This is a genomic window from Psychrobacter sp. GTC18467, from assembly GCF_055397455.1.
In genome coordinates this window covers 1319007-1335908 of sequence record NZ_AP038920.1, presented here as the reverse complement: position 1 = coordinate 1335908, position 16902 = coordinate 1319007, and the positions used below count along the sequence as shown (strand labels likewise).

Annotated in this window: 16 protein-coding genes; 6 read left to right on the top strand and 10 right to left on the bottom strand. The window is 45.7% G+C overall.

The genetic code is table 11. The features are described from left to right. Positions 1-115 precede the first annotated feature (115 nt). Positions 116-1060, top strand: a complete 945-nt coding sequence (locus tag ACZ5XY_RS05775) for an alpha/beta fold hydrolase (RefSeq protein WP_464739807.1) — start codon at positions 116-118, stop codon at positions 1058-1060. Positions 1061-1062: 2 nt separating this feature from the next. Here ACZ5XY_RS05775 and ACZ5XY_RS05770 read toward each other — a convergent pair whose 3' ends face one another. Continuing rightward, entirely contained in the window at positions 1063-2046 is a 984-nt protein-coding gene (locus ACZ5XY_RS05770) for a YheT family hydrolase (RefSeq protein ID WP_464739805.1), read from the bottom strand. A gap of 104 nt (positions 2047-2150) precedes the next feature. After that, complete coding sequence (locus ACZ5XY_RS05765; RefSeq protein WP_464739803.1) at positions 2151-2774, bottom strand: YigZ family protein; 624 nt, start codon at positions 2772-2774, stop codon at positions 2151-2153. Between the two features lie 140 nt (positions 2775-2914). Between ACZ5XY_RS05765 and ACZ5XY_RS05760 the strand changes: the two genes are divergently transcribed. Together ACZ5XY_RS05760 and ACZ5XY_RS05755 are read left to right on the top strand one after the other, a co-directional pair. Next, positions 2915-3619: a pseudouridine synthase gene (locus ACZ5XY_RS05760; protein WP_464739801.1), complete on the top strand. Its 705-nt coding sequence runs from the start codon at positions 2915-2917 to the stop codon at positions 3617-3619. Between the two features lie 296 nt (positions 3620-3915). After that, on the top strand, positions 3916-4965 hold the full coding sequence (locus ACZ5XY_RS05755) for a disulfide isomerase DsbC N-terminal domain-containing protein (RefSeq protein WP_464739799.1): 1050 nt from the start codon (positions 3916-3918) through the stop codon (positions 4963-4965). Positions 4966-5075: 110 nt separating this feature from the next. On the opposite strand, the gene ACZ5XY_RS05750 is transcribed toward ACZ5XY_RS05755, so the two are convergent. Next, positions 5076-5735: a DUF2939 domain-containing protein gene (locus ACZ5XY_RS05750; RefSeq protein WP_464739797.1), complete on the bottom strand. Its 660-nt coding sequence runs from the start codon at positions 5733-5735 to the stop codon at positions 5076-5078. A gap of 381 nt (positions 5736-6116) precedes the next feature. On the opposite strand from ACZ5XY_RS05750, the gene dnaJ reads away from it, so the two are divergent. From dnaJ to ACZ5XY_RS05735, 3 genes are all read left to right on the top strand, one after another. Continuing rightward, positions 6117-7253, top strand: a complete 1137-nt coding sequence (gene dnaJ, locus ACZ5XY_RS05745) for a molecular chaperone DnaJ (RefSeq protein WP_464739795.1) — start codon at positions 6117-6119, stop codon at positions 7251-7253. A gap of 209 nt (positions 7254-7462) precedes the next feature. Then, positions 7463-8305 carry a 4-hydroxy-tetrahydrodipicolinate reductase gene (dapB, locus tag ACZ5XY_RS05740; RefSeq protein ID WP_464739793.1) on the top strand — a complete coding sequence of 281 codons (843 nt, stop codon included), beginning with the start codon at positions 7463-7465 and terminating at the stop codon, positions 8303-8305. A gap of 58 nt (positions 8306-8363) precedes the next feature. After that, positions 8364-9194 carry a hypothetical protein gene (locus ACZ5XY_RS05735; protein ID WP_464739791.1) on the top strand — a complete coding sequence of 277 codons (831 nt, stop codon included), beginning with the start codon at positions 8364-8366 and terminating at the stop codon, positions 9192-9194. A 97-nt stretch (positions 9195-9291) separates the two neighbouring features. On the opposite strand, the gene ACZ5XY_RS05730 is transcribed toward ACZ5XY_RS05735, so the two are convergent. The 7 genes from ACZ5XY_RS05730 to gshA all read right to left on the bottom strand — a co-directional run bounded on the left by ACZ5XY_RS05730 (position 9292) and on the right by gshA (position 16797). Next, on the bottom strand, positions 9292-10467 hold the full coding sequence (locus ACZ5XY_RS05730; RefSeq protein ID WP_464739789.1) for a type III PLP-dependent enzyme: 1176 nt from the start codon (positions 10465-10467) through the stop codon (positions 9292-9294). A 117-nt stretch (positions 10468-10584) separates the two neighbouring features. Further along, positions 10585-11130 (bottom strand): peptide deformylase, encoded by a 546-nt coding sequence (gene def, locus ACZ5XY_RS05725; RefSeq protein WP_464739787.1) that lies wholly within the window; start codon positions 11128-11130, stop codon positions 10585-10587. Between the two features lie 219 nt (positions 11131-11349). Continuing rightward, positions 11350-11604, bottom strand: coding sequence for a GlsB/YeaQ/YmgE family stress response membrane protein (locus ACZ5XY_RS05720; protein WP_464739785.1), 255 nt, complete (start codon positions 11602-11604; stop codon positions 11350-11352). Between the two features lie 360 nt (positions 11605-11964). After that, positions 11965-13443, bottom strand: coding sequence for a UDP-N-acetylmuramate:L-alanyl-gamma-D-glutamyl-meso-diaminopimelate ligase (mpl, locus tag ACZ5XY_RS05715; protein ID WP_464739783.1), 1479 nt, complete (start codon positions 13441-13443; stop codon positions 11965-11967). A 178-nt stretch (positions 13444-13621) separates the two neighbouring features. Next, positions 13622-14326, bottom strand: coding sequence for a copper resistance protein NlpE N-terminal domain-containing protein (locus tag ACZ5XY_RS05710; protein ID WP_464739781.1), 705 nt, complete (start codon positions 14324-14326; stop codon positions 13622-13624). A 306-nt stretch (positions 14327-14632) separates the two neighbouring features. Continuing rightward, on the bottom strand, positions 14633-15139 hold the full coding sequence (locus tag ACZ5XY_RS05705; RefSeq protein ID WP_464739779.1) for a disulfide bond formation protein B: 507 nt from the start codon (positions 15137-15139) through the stop codon (positions 14633-14635). A gap of 62 nt (positions 15140-15201) precedes the next feature. Next, complete coding sequence (gene gshA / locus ACZ5XY_RS05700) at positions 15202-16797, bottom strand: glutamate--cysteine ligase (RefSeq protein WP_464739777.1); 1596 nt, start codon at positions 16795-16797, stop codon at positions 15202-15204. Between the last annotated feature and the right edge of the window lie 105 nt (positions 16798-16902).

Genomic DNA, 16902 nt, shown 5'->3' with positions numbered 1-16902 from the left:
AAGTCTAAACGTTGTCTTAGCCAATTTAAGCGGTAAACTAGATTTTTTTAGCTTTTTAACTATTAACTTTTAACTATCAATTTTTTAATTTATCAACTTTGAAAAAGGAAGATTTATGTCGCTTAAACGCTTAAGCGTTGCCGCGCTGCTCAGCTTGTCGGTAATCGGCTGCACCACGCCCAATCCCTTAACCATTAACGCCACCCAAAAACTGGTCAATTTTGAGCGCAGTAAATCAAGCCTTGAAACCAAAAGCTTAACGCTTAACTCTGGCGATAAAATAGCGTATTTAGAAGGCGGCAATTTAAACGGCGCGCCTTTATTGTTGATTCACGGCTTTGGCGGTAATAAGGACAACTTCACCCGAATTGCGGATAAATTGGGCGAGTATCATTTAGTGATTCCAGATTTGCTCGGCTTTGGCAATTCAAGCAAACCGATGGATGCTGATTATAGTAGCGATGCTCAAGCACGGCGATTGAATGAATTTTTACGCCAAAAAAACCTTAACAGCGGCATTCATATCGGCGGCAACTCCATGGGCGGTAGCATCAGCGTGGCGTATGCAGCCATGTTTCCAAAAGAGGTAAAAAGCTTATGGCTGCTTGATAGCGCAGGATTTTGGTCGGCAGGATTGTTTGAGCGCTATCAAAACGCAACGGCGGACAACAATCCTTTGGTCATTGACAACACCAAGCAGTATTTTGCGCTTTATCATTTGGTGATGAACAAGCCGCCGTTTATTCCAAAAACGGTGCAAGCGGTGTTTGCTCAGGACAACATTAATAACCGCGATTTACATAGCAAAATTATTGAGCAGGTCGTGACCGACAACGTCGAGGCACGCGCCAAAGTCATCACCGAGCAGCAAATCCCAACGCTTGTGGTTTGGGGCAAAGAGGATAAAGTCATCAAACCTGAAACGGCATATTTAATGAAGCAGCTTATGCCGCATGCCAAAGTGCTGTTGATGCCGGACGTTGGTCACGTGCCGATGATTGAGGCGGTGAATCAGACGGCGGCGGATTATAAAGAGTTTCGGGCGGAGATTGGTAATTAACGCTAAATCAACAACTCAGCTTCCTTAAAAAAACTGACCGCTGTATTTGGCAACCAGCTTAAATCAAACTTTTTATCTTGATAGGTTAAAAAGCCAATATGACCGCCGTGAGCCGTATCAATTAATGTCACTTGGTCGGAAACGTCGCCGGATGTCGCAGTGACCCCCAAAAACGGGTCATCTTTGGCACTAATCATCAAGGTTGGCTTGGCAATATGAATCAAATGCGGCAGTGCAGATGCTTTATAATAATAATCATTTGCCGAGCGAAAGCCATGACGCGGGGCGGTAAAAATGTTGTCAAAATCGCTCATTCGCCGCGCTGATTTAATCGCCGCGATTTCATCCTCACTTAAATCATTGGCAAGCGCTTTTTCAATGATGGGATTAAGCAAATAGGGCGTATAAACGCGACGACCCAAAAAACGCTCCATGGCAAGCGACGCGGAAAGCAAATCAACGGGCGCAGACGCCACAACCGCCGCTTTACAAATGGCATCATCGCCAAAATCGCTCATGTATTTTGCAAGCGCATTGCCACCAAGCGACACGCCAACGGCGAAAATCGTTCGGTAGCTTTGGGATAAATGGCGCAGCGCATGGTCAATTTCAGCGGTGTCACCGGCGTTATAAAACACGCGACCTTTAACCGGAACGCCGCCGCAGCTGCGAAAATGAACCACCACAAAATGCCAATCTTGAGTTTGCGCCGCCTTGGCAAGAACCCTTGCATAATGGCTTTGGCTGCTGCCTTCCATGCCGTGAAACAAAACGAGCAGCGGCTTTTGAAATTGATTTTCGCTTAATTGAATGTCAGCAGTATCAACAAAATCGTAAGCCACTTCGCTTTCATTGAGCGAGTCTTTGACCAATTCGCGGCGATAATTTGGCGAGGTTGGGGCGATAAACTTGGGTAAAATGGTTTGCAAGTGCGGATTGGCCAGCCAAAACGGCGGTTTAAACGGTTGGTAATTAAAACTTGTCATAAATAGTTGCAGCTTTTTGGTTGTTTTTAATTGTTAAAAGTTTCACGTGAAACTTAACTTTTTTAATTTGGCGTTTAAAAATTTATTAAAGGTTAAATGATAGCTTAATCCTTATTTTCTATGCTTTGCTTGCTATTATTTTCAGTCACTTTGCCGTAAATGCCTAAGTTTTCTTGAAGCTCGGCGATATGTTCATTGGCAATCGTCACTGGCAGCTGAACCGTTTGGCCGTAATTGACCTCGCCAATTGTGCCGCCCAATTGCGCGGCAATATAGCGGCACTGGGCTTCATCGGCAAAATCCGTTTCAATCATCAGCATTGATTTGGGAACAAATTCAACCAATTGCATTTCATCAACCGCCAATTGCGCTGATGCCGCATAAGCTCGCGTGAGACCGCCTGCGCCAAGTTTAATGCCACCAAAATAGCGAACAACGATGATAATTGCGTTGCCAATGGCTTTATGCTGCAACACATTTAAAATTGGTCGACCCGCCGTGCCGTTTGGTTCGCCGTCGTCATCAAATCCCGCGCTTGTGGTGTTGTTTGGGTCACCGATGATATATGCCCAGCAGTGGTGGCGAGCATCGGGAAACTCAAGCCTTAATTGTTCCACATGAAACATTGCGGCTTCACGAGTGGTCACCGGATAGGCAAAGGCAATAAATTGCGACTTTTTTATTTCCAAATCGGCGCGGACAGCTCGTTTTAAGGTTTGATAGCTCATAGCACATCGTTTTCATAAGTTAGGAATCGTTCAGCTTAATAGGGCAACTATGCTAAACTTGCGGCAAGTTAGGTCAGGTTTTGACCTATAATTTTTTAGTTTTTGAGTCATCATTATGATAACAACGGATGGGCAAATCAATGCGCTTAGATAAATTAATCAGTAAGGCCACCGAGCTGTCTCGAAAAGAGGCCAAAAAAATCCTTCACGCCGGCGAAATTACCGTCAATGATGAGGTGGTCAAAGACCCAGGGCTGCATATCGACATTTTAAATGATGAGGTGCTTTGGGTAGGCGAGCCGCTGTCGGTCGCGACCGGCAACCGCTATATTTTATTGTATAAACCTGAAGGCTTTGAATGTACCCTCAAAGCCAAAGAATATCCTATCGTCACCGAACTGATTGCCGTTCCTGAATTGCAAAGCTTGCGAATGGCAGGACGTTTGGACGTGGACACCACAGGGGCGCTGATTTTAAGTGATGATGGTCAGTTTTTGCACCGAATCACCAGTCCTAAGCACGAGCATCCCAAAGTTTACGCGCTCACTTTAGCTGACCCGATGGACGCCGATGCGCAAGCTGATGCGATAAAGCAAGTGGCAAAGGGCATTTTACTTGATGGCGACTATGAGCCAACCAAACCGGCTACTCTTGAATTTATTGATGAGACCCACGCCAAACTGACCTTAGTTCAAGGAAAGTATCACCAAGTGAAGCGCATGATGGGCTATTTTGGCAATAAAGTGATTGAACTTCACCGCGAAAGCATTGGCAATATTACCCTTGATGGTTTGGAAAAAGGCGACAGCCGCTTTTTATCAGATGAAGAAATCAGCCAATTTTAAAATGGTGAGTTTAAAAATACTTAAAATTAAACTGTTTCTCGGGTCTTAATATTTGGTAGCCAAATTGCAAAATTAGCTTAGTTTGGGTTAAAAATTAGGTCAGTTATGCTACAGTCGATGTCTATTTTAATCTACCTTTTTGCATAATATAAAATTTTGCGGTAAAAACTTTTAAAAGTTCTTAATGATTAATCGTATTGATGGTTATCCATTTATCAATGACTTTTAAATCGCGCCGCTAAATTTTTTGCAAACTAAATCATGATATTTAAAATGATAACTCGATAGGATTTGCTGTGAAACGACCTGAATTAGCCCTAACTCCTCTTTTTGCGGCGCTGCTGGTGACCAGTGCTTGCGCTCAGCCAGCGCCAACAAAAGCGCCAAAGGCAACTCAAAAAACGGCTTCCGCGACGACAAGCTCAGCAGTCAGCCCTGCCATTGATAGCAAATTGCGCCAAGTTCTCAATCAGGCCGGAATTAAGGCGCAGATTTTAAGCATTACCCCATCAAAACTGCCCAATATGTACCAAATTAGCCTTGCCGGTCAGCCACCCCTCCACATGACCGGCGATGGCAAATACGTCATCCAAGGCGAGCTGCAAAAAAATCCAAGCCCGAAGCGCAATAGCCAAGTGCCACCAAGAGCAAGTAGCGCTCAGCTCGGAGAACCCATCACCGCGACTGCTAAAAAAGTGCTGCTTGATAACATGAGCGCCCTTAAAAATATCAGCAGTAAAAACCCGTTTTTTTATACCGCTGTTCCTGGGGTGATTTGGGGCGCATCGCTTGAGGGCGTGCCATTTTTGGTGAGCGATGATGGTGCTTATATCACCGACGGCGAGATTGCGGTCATTCAAAACGGTCAATTTACTGGCCTTGATGACACCTTTGAAAAGCGTAAAAACCAAGCGGTCTTTAAAACGCTTGATGAGTCGCAATTGATTACGTATCCGGCAACGGCGCCGGAAAAAGCGGTTGTTTATATCGCAACCGATGTTAATTGCCCGTACTGCCGAAAATTTCACCATCAAATCCCTGAACTCAATAAAAAAGGCGTCACAGTAAAAGCGATTGGCTACCCAATTTATGAGCAGTCGCCGCAGCAAATGCGCGCCATCTGGTCGCAAAAAGGGGATAGCGCCCGCAGGCTTGCGCTTGATAACGCGATGCTTAAAGGTCAAATGCCAACCGCAACTAGCAGCACCGACTTTGTCACCCCAAACCGCGATAAAGCAGCAGGACTTGCGGTGGTGGCAACGCCGGCGATTTTCCGCGCCGATGGTGAGCTGTATCAAGCAAGCTTTGACAGCCCTGAATTTTTGCAGTTTTTAGGGATTCGTTAGTTTTTAAACCATGATTTAAAAAGCTTTCAGTTAAAATTTTGCATTAAAAAACCGCCTTGATTGATGGCGGTTTTTTTATTCATACTATTTTTTATGAATTCCGATTATGGCTATTCTGGCAACGTCACGTCGACGATTTTCCAAGTGGTAAAGCCTTGCCGCGCCAACTCAACAGTCACCGGATAGCCTTTGACCACACCGCTGATGGTAAAGCAATTGATGCCGCAATAGTGAAGTTCAGGCTTACCGGCATCCGGCGCTGCTTTTGCCGTTTCGATGCGCTGAGCTTGGTTGTTCATCACCAAATTAACTTGTTTTTTTATCACCGCATCAATGTCGCCGCGCTCGATAATCATATCGCGGATGAGGGTTTTTAAATTAATTTGGTTACTGGCAATTGCCCAAGCTGCCGCCAGCTCTTTGGTGGCGTTGTTGGCTTGACCTTGAGTGCTGACGATTTTTTCGACGTTTTGCGGGGTGATAGCGCCATCAACGGCTTGCTCGATAAAGCCATTTGCCGCTTGGGTTAACGGCTCGCCGCCAAGTTCCACCACCGCCGGATACTGCTGAAGGGTGTTGGCAAATTGGTTTTTTAATTGCGATTTGACGCTAGGGTTGAGCAGTTCATAATCAATTGCCGCCGCAATCACCGCGCCATTTTTATCGTCAAAAGCATTTTTAAGCTGATAAGCGCGATAATATGGCGATGCGGCAAAAATCGCCACCAAAATCACAATCAAAATCAGCAGCAGCGAGGTCAGCTTTTTCATAACATTTATTCCTATTTTTACCTGCGCCGCTTTTTTATTGGGCAAAAAAACGGTGACTCTTAAATCAAGATTGCGGTCAAAGCAGGAGCTAAATCTTATCATGACTGCCAAAAAATCGATATAAAAGAAATTTGCTAAAAACCATATCAAAGCCTGCAAAAATATCTGTCAGTTAAGTCTTGATAATTGTGATTGTCATCACCATTAACAGCGCAAACTTTTATTAATTGATTTGGTTAGCAAGTTTCTCGCCACCCAACTTTAGCAGCGCCGCCCCGATGATTTTGACCGGTTTCACGTGAAACTTCTTATGAGGTCTGCGGCAACTTATCATTTGCAAGGGGATAAAGGCGGCAAGCTTTGATGACAAGAGGAGAGACCATGAGTAAGCGCGATTTTTATGAGGTGTTAGGGGTCAGCAAAACGGCGGATACCAAAGAAATTAAGCGAGCTTACCGAAAACTGGCGATGAAATATCACCCTGACCGCAACTCGGACGACCCTGATGCTGAAGAAAAGTTTAAAGAAGCATCGCTTGCTTATGAAGTATTGAGCGATGATAACAAGCGCTCGGCGTATGACCGAATGGGGCATGCAGCGTTTGAAAATGGCATGGGCGGCGGCGGCTTTGGTGGTAGCGGCTTTCAAGATATTTTTGGCGACTTGTTTGGACATTTTGGCGGCAACTTTCAGGACATTTTTGGTCAAGGTCGCAGCAACTCATCAAGGCCACGCCGCGGCTCAGATTTGCGCTATGTGATTGAATTGACCCTTGAAGAGGCGGTTCGCGGCTGCAAAAAAGAGATTACCTTTAGCGCACCGGCGCCTTGTGACACTTGTAATGGCAAAGGCACCAAAGACCCCTCCGACGTGGTCACTTGCCAAACCTGTCACGGCTACGGTCAAGTGCGAATGCAGCAAGGCTTTTTTGCCGTTCAGCAAACGTGCCCGCACTGCGGCGGCAGCGGTAAACAAATCAAAAATCCTTGCTCAGATTGTCAAGGCAGCGGCGTTAAAAACAAATCGCGAACCCTTGAAGTGACTATCCCTGCAGGCGTTGACGATGGCGACCGCATCCGCTTGAGCGGTGAGGGCGAAGCGGGCGGCGCTGGCGTTCAAAATGGCGATTTGTACGTTGAAGTTCGCATCAAGCCGCACGAGGTCTTTAAACGTCGCGGCGCTGATTTGTACATGGACGTTCCGGTGAGCATTTCAGATGCCGCCCTTGGCAAAGAAGTGGAAATTCCAACCCTTGATGGCAAAGTCAAAATCCGCGTTGCTGAAGGTACCCAAAGCGGTAAAATGCTTCGCGTTCGCGGTAAAGGGGTCACGCCAATTAAAACCACCATGAAAGGCGACCTCATTTGCCGAATCATCGTTGAAACGCCGGTCAACTTAAACCAAGAGCAAATTGAGCTGCTGCGTAAATTCCAAGATACCCTTGATGGTGACGGTCATCATCAGCAGTCGCCGCATAAAAAATCGTTTTTTAAAAAAATTGGCGAATTGTTTGATTAAGCCTTAAAGCAAAATTGTTATCGCTGACCCAGAAGTTTCATGTGGAACTTTTGGGGTTTTTTGTTTTCTTATTTTTTTTGTTTTTTAAAAACCATTTAAGCTCGTAAAAAGAACAACGCCGCCATCAAGCAAGCGCTTTAAAATTTCATGATATGATATCAGCAGCAACGATTCTTTTTTGAAAACTACTTTTTTAAGGAAAACCAGTGATGACGACGACCGATAATAATGACCAACAAACCCTTGCCATCGGCATTATGGGCGCCGCAGGGCGAATGGGGCGAATGCTGATTGAAGCCGTTTTTGATGATCCTAACTGCCATTTGAGCGCGGCAATTGTTCGCGCTGACTCAAGCTTGATTGGTAGTGATGCCGGTGAGGTTGCCGGAATTGGTAAAAAAAATGTTGCCATTTCGGGCGACTTAAATGCGGTCATTGATGACATTGATGTGCTGATTGACTTTAGCTTGCCCGATGCGACCGCCGAGATGATGCAAATTTGCGCCAAGCACGGTGTGGCGATGGTCATTGGAACGACTGGCTTTAATGAACACCAAGAGCAAATTTTAAATGACGCCAGTCGCCAAATTCCTATTGTTTACGCCGGAAACTATTCAACGGGCGTTAATTTATCACTGAAATTGTTAGAAATCGCCGCCAAAGCGTTTGGCGATACCGCCGACGTTGAGGTCATTGAAGCGCATCATAAGCATAAAATCGATGCGCCGTCCGGAACGGCATTTATGATGGCAGAGGCGGTCGCAAATGCTCGCGGTCAACACTTAAAAGACGTTGCTGTTTATGGCCGTGAAGGTCAAACCGGCGCGCGTAAGCAAGGCAGCATCGGCATTCACGCGGTTCGCGGCGGCGAAATCATTGGCGACCATACGGTGATGTTTATTGCCGATGGCGAGATGGTCGAAATCACCCACAAAGCGCGCTCGCGGATGACTTTTGCGGCAGGCGCGGTTCGTGCGGCGGTTTGGCTTAAAAATCAGCCATCAGCCCGCTATGACATGCAGGACGTTTTGGGATTAAACGATAAAAAATAAGCGTTGGTAACAGTGAGTGAAATGGGTGAGGGTAGCCATGCAAGTTTTAAAATCACTTATGAAAAACAGGACTTATCAAGCCGTAGCATTTTCGCTGCTGGCGGTTACGGCAATGCTAAAACCTGCAAAAGCGACAAGCCCGCAAACCTTTGTCATTGACTCTTATGGCGGTACGGCTCTCATTGCGCCCGTTCAACAGCTGCTCAATCAACACCCAAACGGCGGTCGCGTGATAAGCTATCAAGACAAATTGATTGTCACCACCACCGCTGACAATTACCAAGCGGTCAAAAACCTGCTTTCGCAAATTGACCAGCAGCCAAAGCCCTTAATCATTAACGTCCGCGTTGGCGGTGATAGCCGCCAATTTGGTCAAGTCAACCAAGCTCAAGTTATTATCAATCAGCGCGGCATTTCTGCTCAAGGCGGCGCTTATCAGCAGTCAAACCAAGCGCAGTCCAGCCAGTCCTACCAAGTGCAAACCTTATCCGGCTATCCGGCAAGTATCAGCACCGCAACGTTACTGGCGCTATCGCCGCAGCCGCTCAATCAACCCCAGTTTGGGCAGCTTGGAGCTCATCAAATCGTCATTAATCAAATTGGACTGGTTACCGCCGCGCAAGGCATTAACGTCATTCCAAGACTGCTGAATAACAACCAAGTTGAAGTAACCCTTCAGCAAAACAACGATAAAGTGATTAAAGGCTCAAGATTTAGCTCACCAATGATTCAGCAGCAAGCCTTGTCAAGCTCACTTATTGTTTCACGTGGAACTTGGCAAAAAATCGGCGATATTCAACAAAATAAAAACATTAGCCAATCAACGTTTGGCAAAAGCGGTCAATTTTCGCAAACCAATAGCACGCCCATTTGGCTAATGGTTCAATAGTTTTTAATAGCAAAAAGTAAGTACAAAAAAAGCGCTGATATCACCAGCGCTTTTTATTTTCAAACCTTTATTTAATCAAAAGCTTTAACTAAAACTTTTAGTCAATATAAACCACATCCAGCGGCGGGAAGCCGTTAAACTCAACTGAGGAGTAAGAGTTGGTATAAGCGCCGGTGGTCAGCCAATAAATTTTATCGCCGATTTCAAGCTCTTCTGGCAATTGATAGCCGGCTTCTTCGTACATGATGTCGGTCGAGTCACAAGTTGGGCCCGCCAAAACCACCGTGCCTTCATCGGTTGAGGTTTCCATTTTTGGGGTATAAACCGGATATTTAATCGCCTCGCCAAGCGTTTCAATCAACCCTTGGAACAACCCAACATCGGTATAAACCCAGCGCGTCAAATCGGTATCTGATTTTCGCGAAATCAGCACCACTTCACTGACCAAAACGCCCGAACCACCAACCAATGAGCGCCCCGGCTCAAGAATAATGTCCGGCATGTCTTCATCGCTATAATCATCAGTCAAATAGCTTTTGATTTCTTCAGCATAAACCTGAATTGGATTGACCTCACTGATATAATTGGTCGGAAAACCGCCGCCCAAATTAATCATTCGCAGCTTAATGCCTTCTTCATTGAGCATCCAATCAAACATATATTTGACCTTAGCCAAGGCATCATCCCAAGCAGCCACGTCTTTTTGCTGACTGCCCACGTGAAACGAAATGCCATAAGGGTCAAGACCAAGCGCCTTGGCTTGAATGAGCAAATCAATTGCCATGTTCGGGTGACAGCCAAATTTGCGCGATAAGGGCCACTCCGCCGTTTCTGAACCTTGAACCAAAATACGAACAAAAACCTTTGAGCCGGGGGCAAATTTGGCAATATTTTTTAAATCCGCTTCAGAATCGGTGGCAAACAAGCGAACGCCTTTATCAAAGGCATATTTCACATGGTCGGCTTTTTTGATGGTGTTGCCGTAAGAAATCCGCGAGCCGTCAACGCCGCAACCAAGGACGCGGTCAAGCTCATAAATGGAGGCGCAATCAAAGTTTGAGCCCAAATCGGCAAGTAAATTAATCACCTCAACCGCAGGGCTTGCCTTCATCGCGTAATGAATTTTGGCGGTCGGAAACAGCTCAACCATCTCATGGTATTTGGTTTTGATTCGGCTTAAATCCACCACCAAAAATGGCGTGGGACGACCTTCAGCCGCTTTGGTGAATTTTTGCCAGCTGCTTGCATCAAAGTATTGGTCAATTTTAATCATCGTTATCAAAACCTTTTGGTGGTCAGAAAAAAGAAGCCAAAATTATTAGATTGCTCAAATTTTAAGCAAAATAATGGAGAAGTCAATCATGGATAGTTTGGGGCAGTAATTTTCCCGCTAGACGTTTACCGGCTGAGCCGATTTTACCTCATCAAGCTTTTCACGAGCTTTAATGACTTTTTTTACCTTATCCCGCGCCCGCGACTGCTTAAGCCTTGATAAATAATCCACAAAAATGACGCCGTTTAAGTGGTCCATTTCGTGCTGAATACAAACGGCTAAAAGTCCGGTCGCTTCCATGTCGATTGCCTCGCCATTGCCATCAAGCGCTTCAATTCGCACTTTAGCGGGTCGCTCAACCTTATCATAAACCTCAGGAACAGACAGGCAGCCTTCTTCATAGGGCTGAGTTTCGTCAATCAGCGGTGTGACTTTCGGGTTGATAAACACCATAGGCTTGTCCTTATCTTCGGACAAGTCCATCACAATGACCTGAACATGACGGTCAACTTGAGTTGCCGCAAGACCGATGCCTTGAGCGTCATACATGGTTTCAAGCATGTCCTTGATAAGGGCTTTTATTTCCTCATCAACCACCTTCACGGGGGCGGCAAGGGTTCGAAGTCTAGGGTCAGGGTAACTTAAAATAGGAAGAACGGCCATTGGGCTCACCTTTTTGAGTAACATTGGCAAATTTGGCGCAAATCCGCGCTAAAACTTGGCATATTATAAGATAATTGCGGTCAAAAGTAATGATTATCAATGGCTCACTACGATATGAAACATTTTTATTTATTGCTTTAACATCGCAGGTAAGTAAAAATAGCCATAAAAAAAGACCTTAAATTGGATTAAGGTCTTTTATTACGCTAAAGGTTGCCCTTAAACATGGCGTTTGTTCATCACAAACTCATAAATGAACAACAAAATAATCGCCCCAATCACGGAAAAGATAAGACCGGTAAAGCCGCCATCAGCATTGATTCCCACCATACTGGCTAAAAAGCCACCAATGAGCGCGCCGACGATTCCTAAGACGATGGTCATAATCCAGCCCATGGGGTCGTGACCGGGTTTAATGGCTCGCGCTAAAAGCCCAGCAACCAGACCTACGATAATCATCCAAATAAATCCCATAATCGTTCTCCTACCACTTCAATCATTTAATTTTTTATAAGTTTTAATTTTAAATTTATAAGTTTTGAATCAGCTTGAGTGCTACAACAAGGCAGCTATCATCTGATTTGATAAGCTTATTGTAGAATTAATTGCGGTCAAAAAATAATCGAGAAGTGTTAGCTGTGTATGGGCTATGTGAGAAAAAATCGATAATTGCTACCGTGTGACTAGGTTCGGTAAAGGATAAGTTAATAAAGTAGCGGCTTGAAAATTTACGTAACGAAAGCGCTGATTGTTACTCCTAATCAGCAAAAAAAAGCGCCAAAGTTAGCAGTTGGCGCTGATTTAGAATGGTTAAAACAGTAAAAACTTTAGAAATTAAGCGTGACTGGATTTTGCAAGTCTGCTTAATAAGCGCTGATGAATGCCCTCAAAGCCGCCGTTTGACATGATAATAATGGCATCTCCAGATTGGGCATTTTCGGCTAACTGCTCAATGATGGCGTCCGTTGAACTTAATACTTGCTGCGGATTGGCAACGTCCGCGCCCAAAATAACCTCTTTAAGACCCCATTCAAGCCCCGCAGGTTCAAACCAAATGGCGCTATCGGCAAGGCTTGCAGATTCCGCCAAATCATCTTGGTGAATCCCCATTTTCATGGTATTGCTTCGCGGTTCAATCACCGCCCAAATTTTGCGACCATTAAGTTTTTTCTTAGCGCCATCAAGGGTAGTGGTGATTGCCGTGGGGTGATGGGCAAAGTCGTCAAAGACCATGATGTCGTTCACCGTGCCAAGATGTTCCATCCGCCGCTTAATGCCAGCAAAGTTGCTCAGCGCCTCGCAAGCTTTATCAATACTGACGCCCACGTGAAACGCGGCAGCTATGGCAACCAAAGCATTATTGACGTTATGATTGCCGCTCATTTCCCAAGTCACAAGACCTTGGTTTTGATTGCTGTCATTTAAGTTATTCTCACCATGAAATTTGACCAAAAACTGGCTGCCATCATCGCGGATGAGTTGCGCTTGCCAGTCGCTGGTTGGATTTTGCTCAAGCTTTGATTTGGTTTCAGTCGCAACTTCCGTTCGCCAAACCGGTGTCCAAACGCCTTTGGCAAGGGTGTCCTCAAGGCTTGGGGTTTGGTTTGGCATGATGATTTGACCGTGACTGGGAATCATGCGAATCATATGGTGAAACTGAGTTTGAATGGCGTTTAAGTCAGCAAAAATATCGGCGTGGTCAAATTCTAAATTGTTTAAAATTGCCGTTCTTGGGCGATAGTGAACGAACTTTGAGCGCTTATCAAAAAACGCCGAATCGTACTCGTCCGCCTCAATAACAAAGTAGCCCGTGGTTTTATCATCAGTATTGGTGCCCAAATGACTGCTGTGCGCAAAGGCATGTTGCAAGCGCTCATCATCGGTATTCACAAGGGGCACGCCGCCAATTAAAAATCCACTATCAATTCCTGCAAATTGCAAAATCCAAGCCAGCATCGTTGTCGTCGTGGTTTTGCCATGCGTTCCGGCAACGGCCAACACGTGGCGCGATTGCAGCACTTCTTCGGATAAAAATTGTGGTCCTGAAGTGTAGCGAATGTCGGAATTGAGCAAGTATTCAATGACCGGCATTCCGCGTTTCAGGGCATTACCAACCACCACCAAATCAGGCTTTGGCGTTAAATGCTCAACCAAATAGCCCTCAAGAATGGAAACGCCCGCATCTTCAAGCTGAGTGGACATCGGCGGATAAACATTGGCGTCAGAGCCGGTCACCGTATGCCCAAGGCTTCGCGCCAAAAGCGCCAATGACCCCATAAATGTCCCACAAATTCCTAAGATATGAATGTGCATCAATCGCGCTCGCTGTAGTCAAAAGGCAAAATAATAACCGCCTCATTGTAATGTAAAGCGCAAAACTTCGCCAATGAAAATCCTTGCCCTCAATTTTTTGACATAAAAAAAGCCTACAAGGTAGGCAAGAGGGTCAATAACTAAGCGGTAATGAACGTTTTTTTAAGGTTGATAAGGACTATTTTCGAGATAACGTAAAATCAGGATTGGGCTTTTTGTCCTTACCAAACATCACCAAATGGTTATCTTGAATCTCAAACGACTCAATCGATTGGTCTTCATAGGCGATGATGATTTTATTATTGTCTTGCCGGTAAACGCCCGACTCAGAAAGTGGTGCTTTTGGGACATCCGGCGCCTCAAAAACGCTGGTTTTAATCACCGAGCCATCAGAAAATAAGTTTAAAGTGACATTTATCCCTTCACAAAACGAGCAAGGCAACATCCCTTCATAATCACCAATTAAGGTTGCATGTAAGGAGTTTTCGCTACGGTTGTCCATCGTGGCTAGATTTTGAGCCGGATTGTCATCGGTTTTGGCAGCGGCAAGTAACGACTGACCACGAGTTTCAGGGGCAGGGCTTGCCCCTAAGCTTGGTAAGCGCTCATCAGCGTCATGGTTAGCAGTGTCAGCAAGGTGGTCTTGTTGGGTTGCCGCTGCCGTAGATTCTACCGCTTCATCTGCCTTTGAATCGACCATTGAAAAGGTCGCCGACTGGCTATCACAACCGGTCAACCAGACTGACCCTAACAGTATCGAAGCCGCTGTAAGAAGTTGGCGCTTTTTTAAGCCTTGCCAACCGCTTACCGTTAAGGGGGCTTTGATGCTAGGTACTTTGCTACTTAAAAGTGCAAACCGAGCGGAAATAAGGTTTTTTATCATAACTTAACTGACTGCTATCAAGCTGCCACCGCGCCGCTTGCAGGTTTATCGCAAAAGCAAGTACAGGAGTAAGGTAAACGGTGGCTTTAAAAAGAAAGGCTATTAGATAACGCTGAGAGCTACCAACCATCAGCAGCTTTTAGTCCAAATGCTAATAAGCCCTACATCCGCTTAAGATAGCAAAATTTGCTTTTAACACTGTAAGCGTTTGTTATACTAAAGCAGTCTTTTGCAAGAAAATCGTGAATGCCCAGTCAATTATTTTGGCAGTAAGTGATTGATTATTAACCACTATTAAATTACTACTTAGTTTGCTTTGATAATTCGGAAGAATAATAGCCCATGAATGATAAGTAAGATTAAAAAGAAAATCAGCGCTTGCTCAGGAATGCTCAGTCCCAAAAAGCGCCACTCAACAAGGGCGCACTCACCCGAGCCGGACAGCACTTCGTGAAGCACTTGCTGCAAAGGCAAGGTGTCAAGCCAATAGTCAAGACCAGGACCACAAGAGGGCACTTGGTCAGCCGGCAAGTGCTGAAGCCAAATGTGGCGCGCGGCAACCCCTACCGACCACAAAATCCCTGCAAAACTGCCCACCCAAAGCAGTAGCCTTGCCCACATGGCTTTTGGGTTAACCACCGCAGCAATCAGCGCAAAAACCCCCATCACAATTAAGCCGACCCGTTGAAAGACGCAAAGCGAGCAGGGCGCAAATCCCATATAACGCTGTAAAAACAGCAGCGCAAAGCCCATTCCTAACAGGGCAGCAGCGGCTAACAGCCAGTTTAAATTGCGGTAAGTCAATCGGGACATTGAAACTCTCTTTTTTTGGACTTAATCTTTTTAGGGCTTGAGTAAATTTTTGCCAAGCTTAATTAGCGATACTGCTGTAAAAAGGTGTTGAAATCCTCAGTGTCGGCAGCTTCAAGTTCGGCTTGCTGAAGTAGCGATTTTTCAACCAAGACCTCATATTTGGCTTGGTCTTTTGGACTGAGCGTTTGTTTTAATAGGCTTTGCTTGTGCTGATTGGCAAGCGTTGCCCCAAGCTGCCACATTCCGCCCAAGCGTTTGCTGTCATCCATCACTTGCGCTGAAATGGTCGAGTCGCTGTGACCGGCCTTGCCTTGCATTAGGGCAATGGCGGTTCGGTAGTCGTTGCCGCCATGATAAGCATCAAGGAGCGCCGCGAGCGGTCGCATTTGAGTTAAGTGCTCAAGCATCCAATCTTGCAATAGCACCTTTTTGCCGCCTGCCAAAATCTGCAGACCCTCAAGACGACCTTGATTCACAACGCGCTCAACGTTGATTGCAAGCTCTTCTTCTTCGTCAGGAAGCAATAGCGGCGAGTCACTTAGCAAACAATACAGCGCCATCACTTCTAAAAAACAAGCACTGGATAAGCGAATGCCAATGTCGCTATACGGGTCTAAATCAATCGCTCGAAACTCCACATAAGCAATGCCGCGCCGCTCTAAAGCTTCGGTTGGCGCTTCGCCGCGCTCGGTGATTTGTTTGGGGCGAATCGGGCTATAAAACTCATTTTCAATTTGCAAAATGTGGTCATTAATTTGAATCGGCGAGCCGTTTTCATCCTCAAGACCGAGCGCTTTAAAGCTGTCGTGTGGCGTTTGAATGGCGCGTCTTAGCCCTGCCACATATTCCGGCAAATGATTGTAGCGAATATCAAGCGACTCTTGAACGCTGTTGGTATAGCCAAGCTTGCCCATTCGCAGACTGGTGGCAAACGGCTTATGATAGGTGCGCTCGTTTAATAATTCCAAATCATGGTTGCGACCTTCCACAAAGCTTGCGCAAACGCTCGGACTTGCCCCAAGCAAATACAGCACAAGGCTGGTTAAGCGCTTAAAGTTACGAATCAGCCCCAAATACTTGTCATTTTTAAAGTTTGAGAGCCGCTCATTATCGTGGCTATGTTGAGCGTCATTTTGCTTATTTTCTTCGGCAAGCCAGCGCGAAAATAACTCATCACCAAAGGACAAATTATAATGCAGCCCTGCAATGGCTTGCATCCGCCGACCATAGCGGATGCCAAGACCACTTCGGTAAAGCGTCTTTAACCGACCTGAATTCGATGTGCCATAATCAGCCAGCGGAATGTCCTCATCGTTAGCCGATTTAATACACGGCATGGACAAAGGCCACATCAACTCATCCTCAGGAAGCGCTTGATAAACCAAAACGTGGAGCTGTCGCAGCATGGCAAGCGTATCTTTTGGCGTGCTTTTTGGCTCGGTAATCAGCTCAAGTAAGTTTTCCGCATAATCGGTGGTGATAAACGGGTGGGTCAGCTTTGAGCCAAGCTTTTTGGGATGAAAAGTCTTTGCTAAGTGACCATCAGCGAGCACCCGAAGCCCTTCTTTTTCAATACCGCGCAGCATTCCGGCTAATAGGGACGCTGTTAGCCAATCAGGAAGTTTAAATCCAGAAAAATTTGTAGCAAAATCACTCATAATATTGGCAACTGTTCATTATTATTATCAAGCAAGGCTGACTTTGGCGCCAAACGCTGCTTAAAAAAGGGTAAGAATGGGCTAAGTTTATCCCAAAGCCTTGCG

Coding starts and splice junctions, on each gene's coding strand:
- ACZ5XY_RS05775 (WP_464739807.1), top strand. CDS start 116: ATGTCGCTTAAACGCTTAAGCGTTGCCGCGCTGCTCAGCTTGTCGGTA.
- ACZ5XY_RS05770 (WP_464739805.1), bottom strand. CDS start 2,046: ATGACAAGTTTTAATTACCAACCGTTTAAACCGCCGTTTTGGCTGGCC.
- ACZ5XY_RS05765 (WP_464739803.1), bottom strand. CDS start 2,774: ATGAGCTATCAAACCTTAAAACGAGCTGTCCGCGCCGATTTGGAAATA.
- ACZ5XY_RS05760 (WP_464739801.1), top strand. CDS start 2,915: ATGCGCTTAGATAAATTAATCAGTAAGGCCACCGAGCTGTCTCGAAAA.
- ACZ5XY_RS05750 (WP_464739797.1), bottom strand. CDS start 5,735: ATGAAAAAGCTGACCTCGCTGCTGCTGATTTTGATTGTGATTTTGGTG.
- dnaJ (WP_464739795.1), top strand. CDS start 6,117: ATGAGTAAGCGCGATTTTTATGAGGTGTTAGGGGTCAGCAAAACGGCG.
- dapB (WP_464739793.1), top strand. CDS start 7,463: ATGACGACGACCGATAATAATGACCAACAAACCCTTGCCATCGGCATT.
- ACZ5XY_RS05735 (WP_464739791.1), top strand. CDS start 8,364: ATGAAAAACAGGACTTATCAAGCCGTAGCATTTTCGCTGCTGGCGGTT.
- ACZ5XY_RS05730 (WP_464739789.1), bottom strand. CDS start 10,467: ATGATTAAAATTGACCAATACTTTGATGCAAGCAGCTGGCAAAAATTC.
- def (WP_464739787.1), bottom strand. CDS start 11,130: ATGGCCGTTCTTCCTATTTTAAGTTACCCTGACCCTAGACTTCGAACC.
- ACZ5XY_RS05720 (WP_464739785.1), bottom strand. CDS start 11,604: ATGGGATTTATTTGGATGATTATCGTAGGTCTGGTTGCTGGGCTTTTA.
- mpl (WP_464739783.1), bottom strand. CDS start 13,443: ATGCACATTCATATCTTAGGAATTTGTGGGACATTTATGGGGTCATTG.
- ACZ5XY_RS05710 (WP_464739781.1), bottom strand. CDS start 14,326: ATGATAAAAAACCTTATTTCCGCTCGGTTTGCACTTTTAAGTAGCAAA.
- ACZ5XY_RS05705 (WP_464739779.1), bottom strand. CDS start 15,139: ATGTCCCGATTGACTTACCGCAATTTAAACTGGCTGTTAGCCGCTGCT.
- gshA (WP_464739777.1), bottom strand. CDS start 16,797: ATGAGTGATTTTGCTACAAATTTTTCTGGATTTAAACTTCCTGATTGG.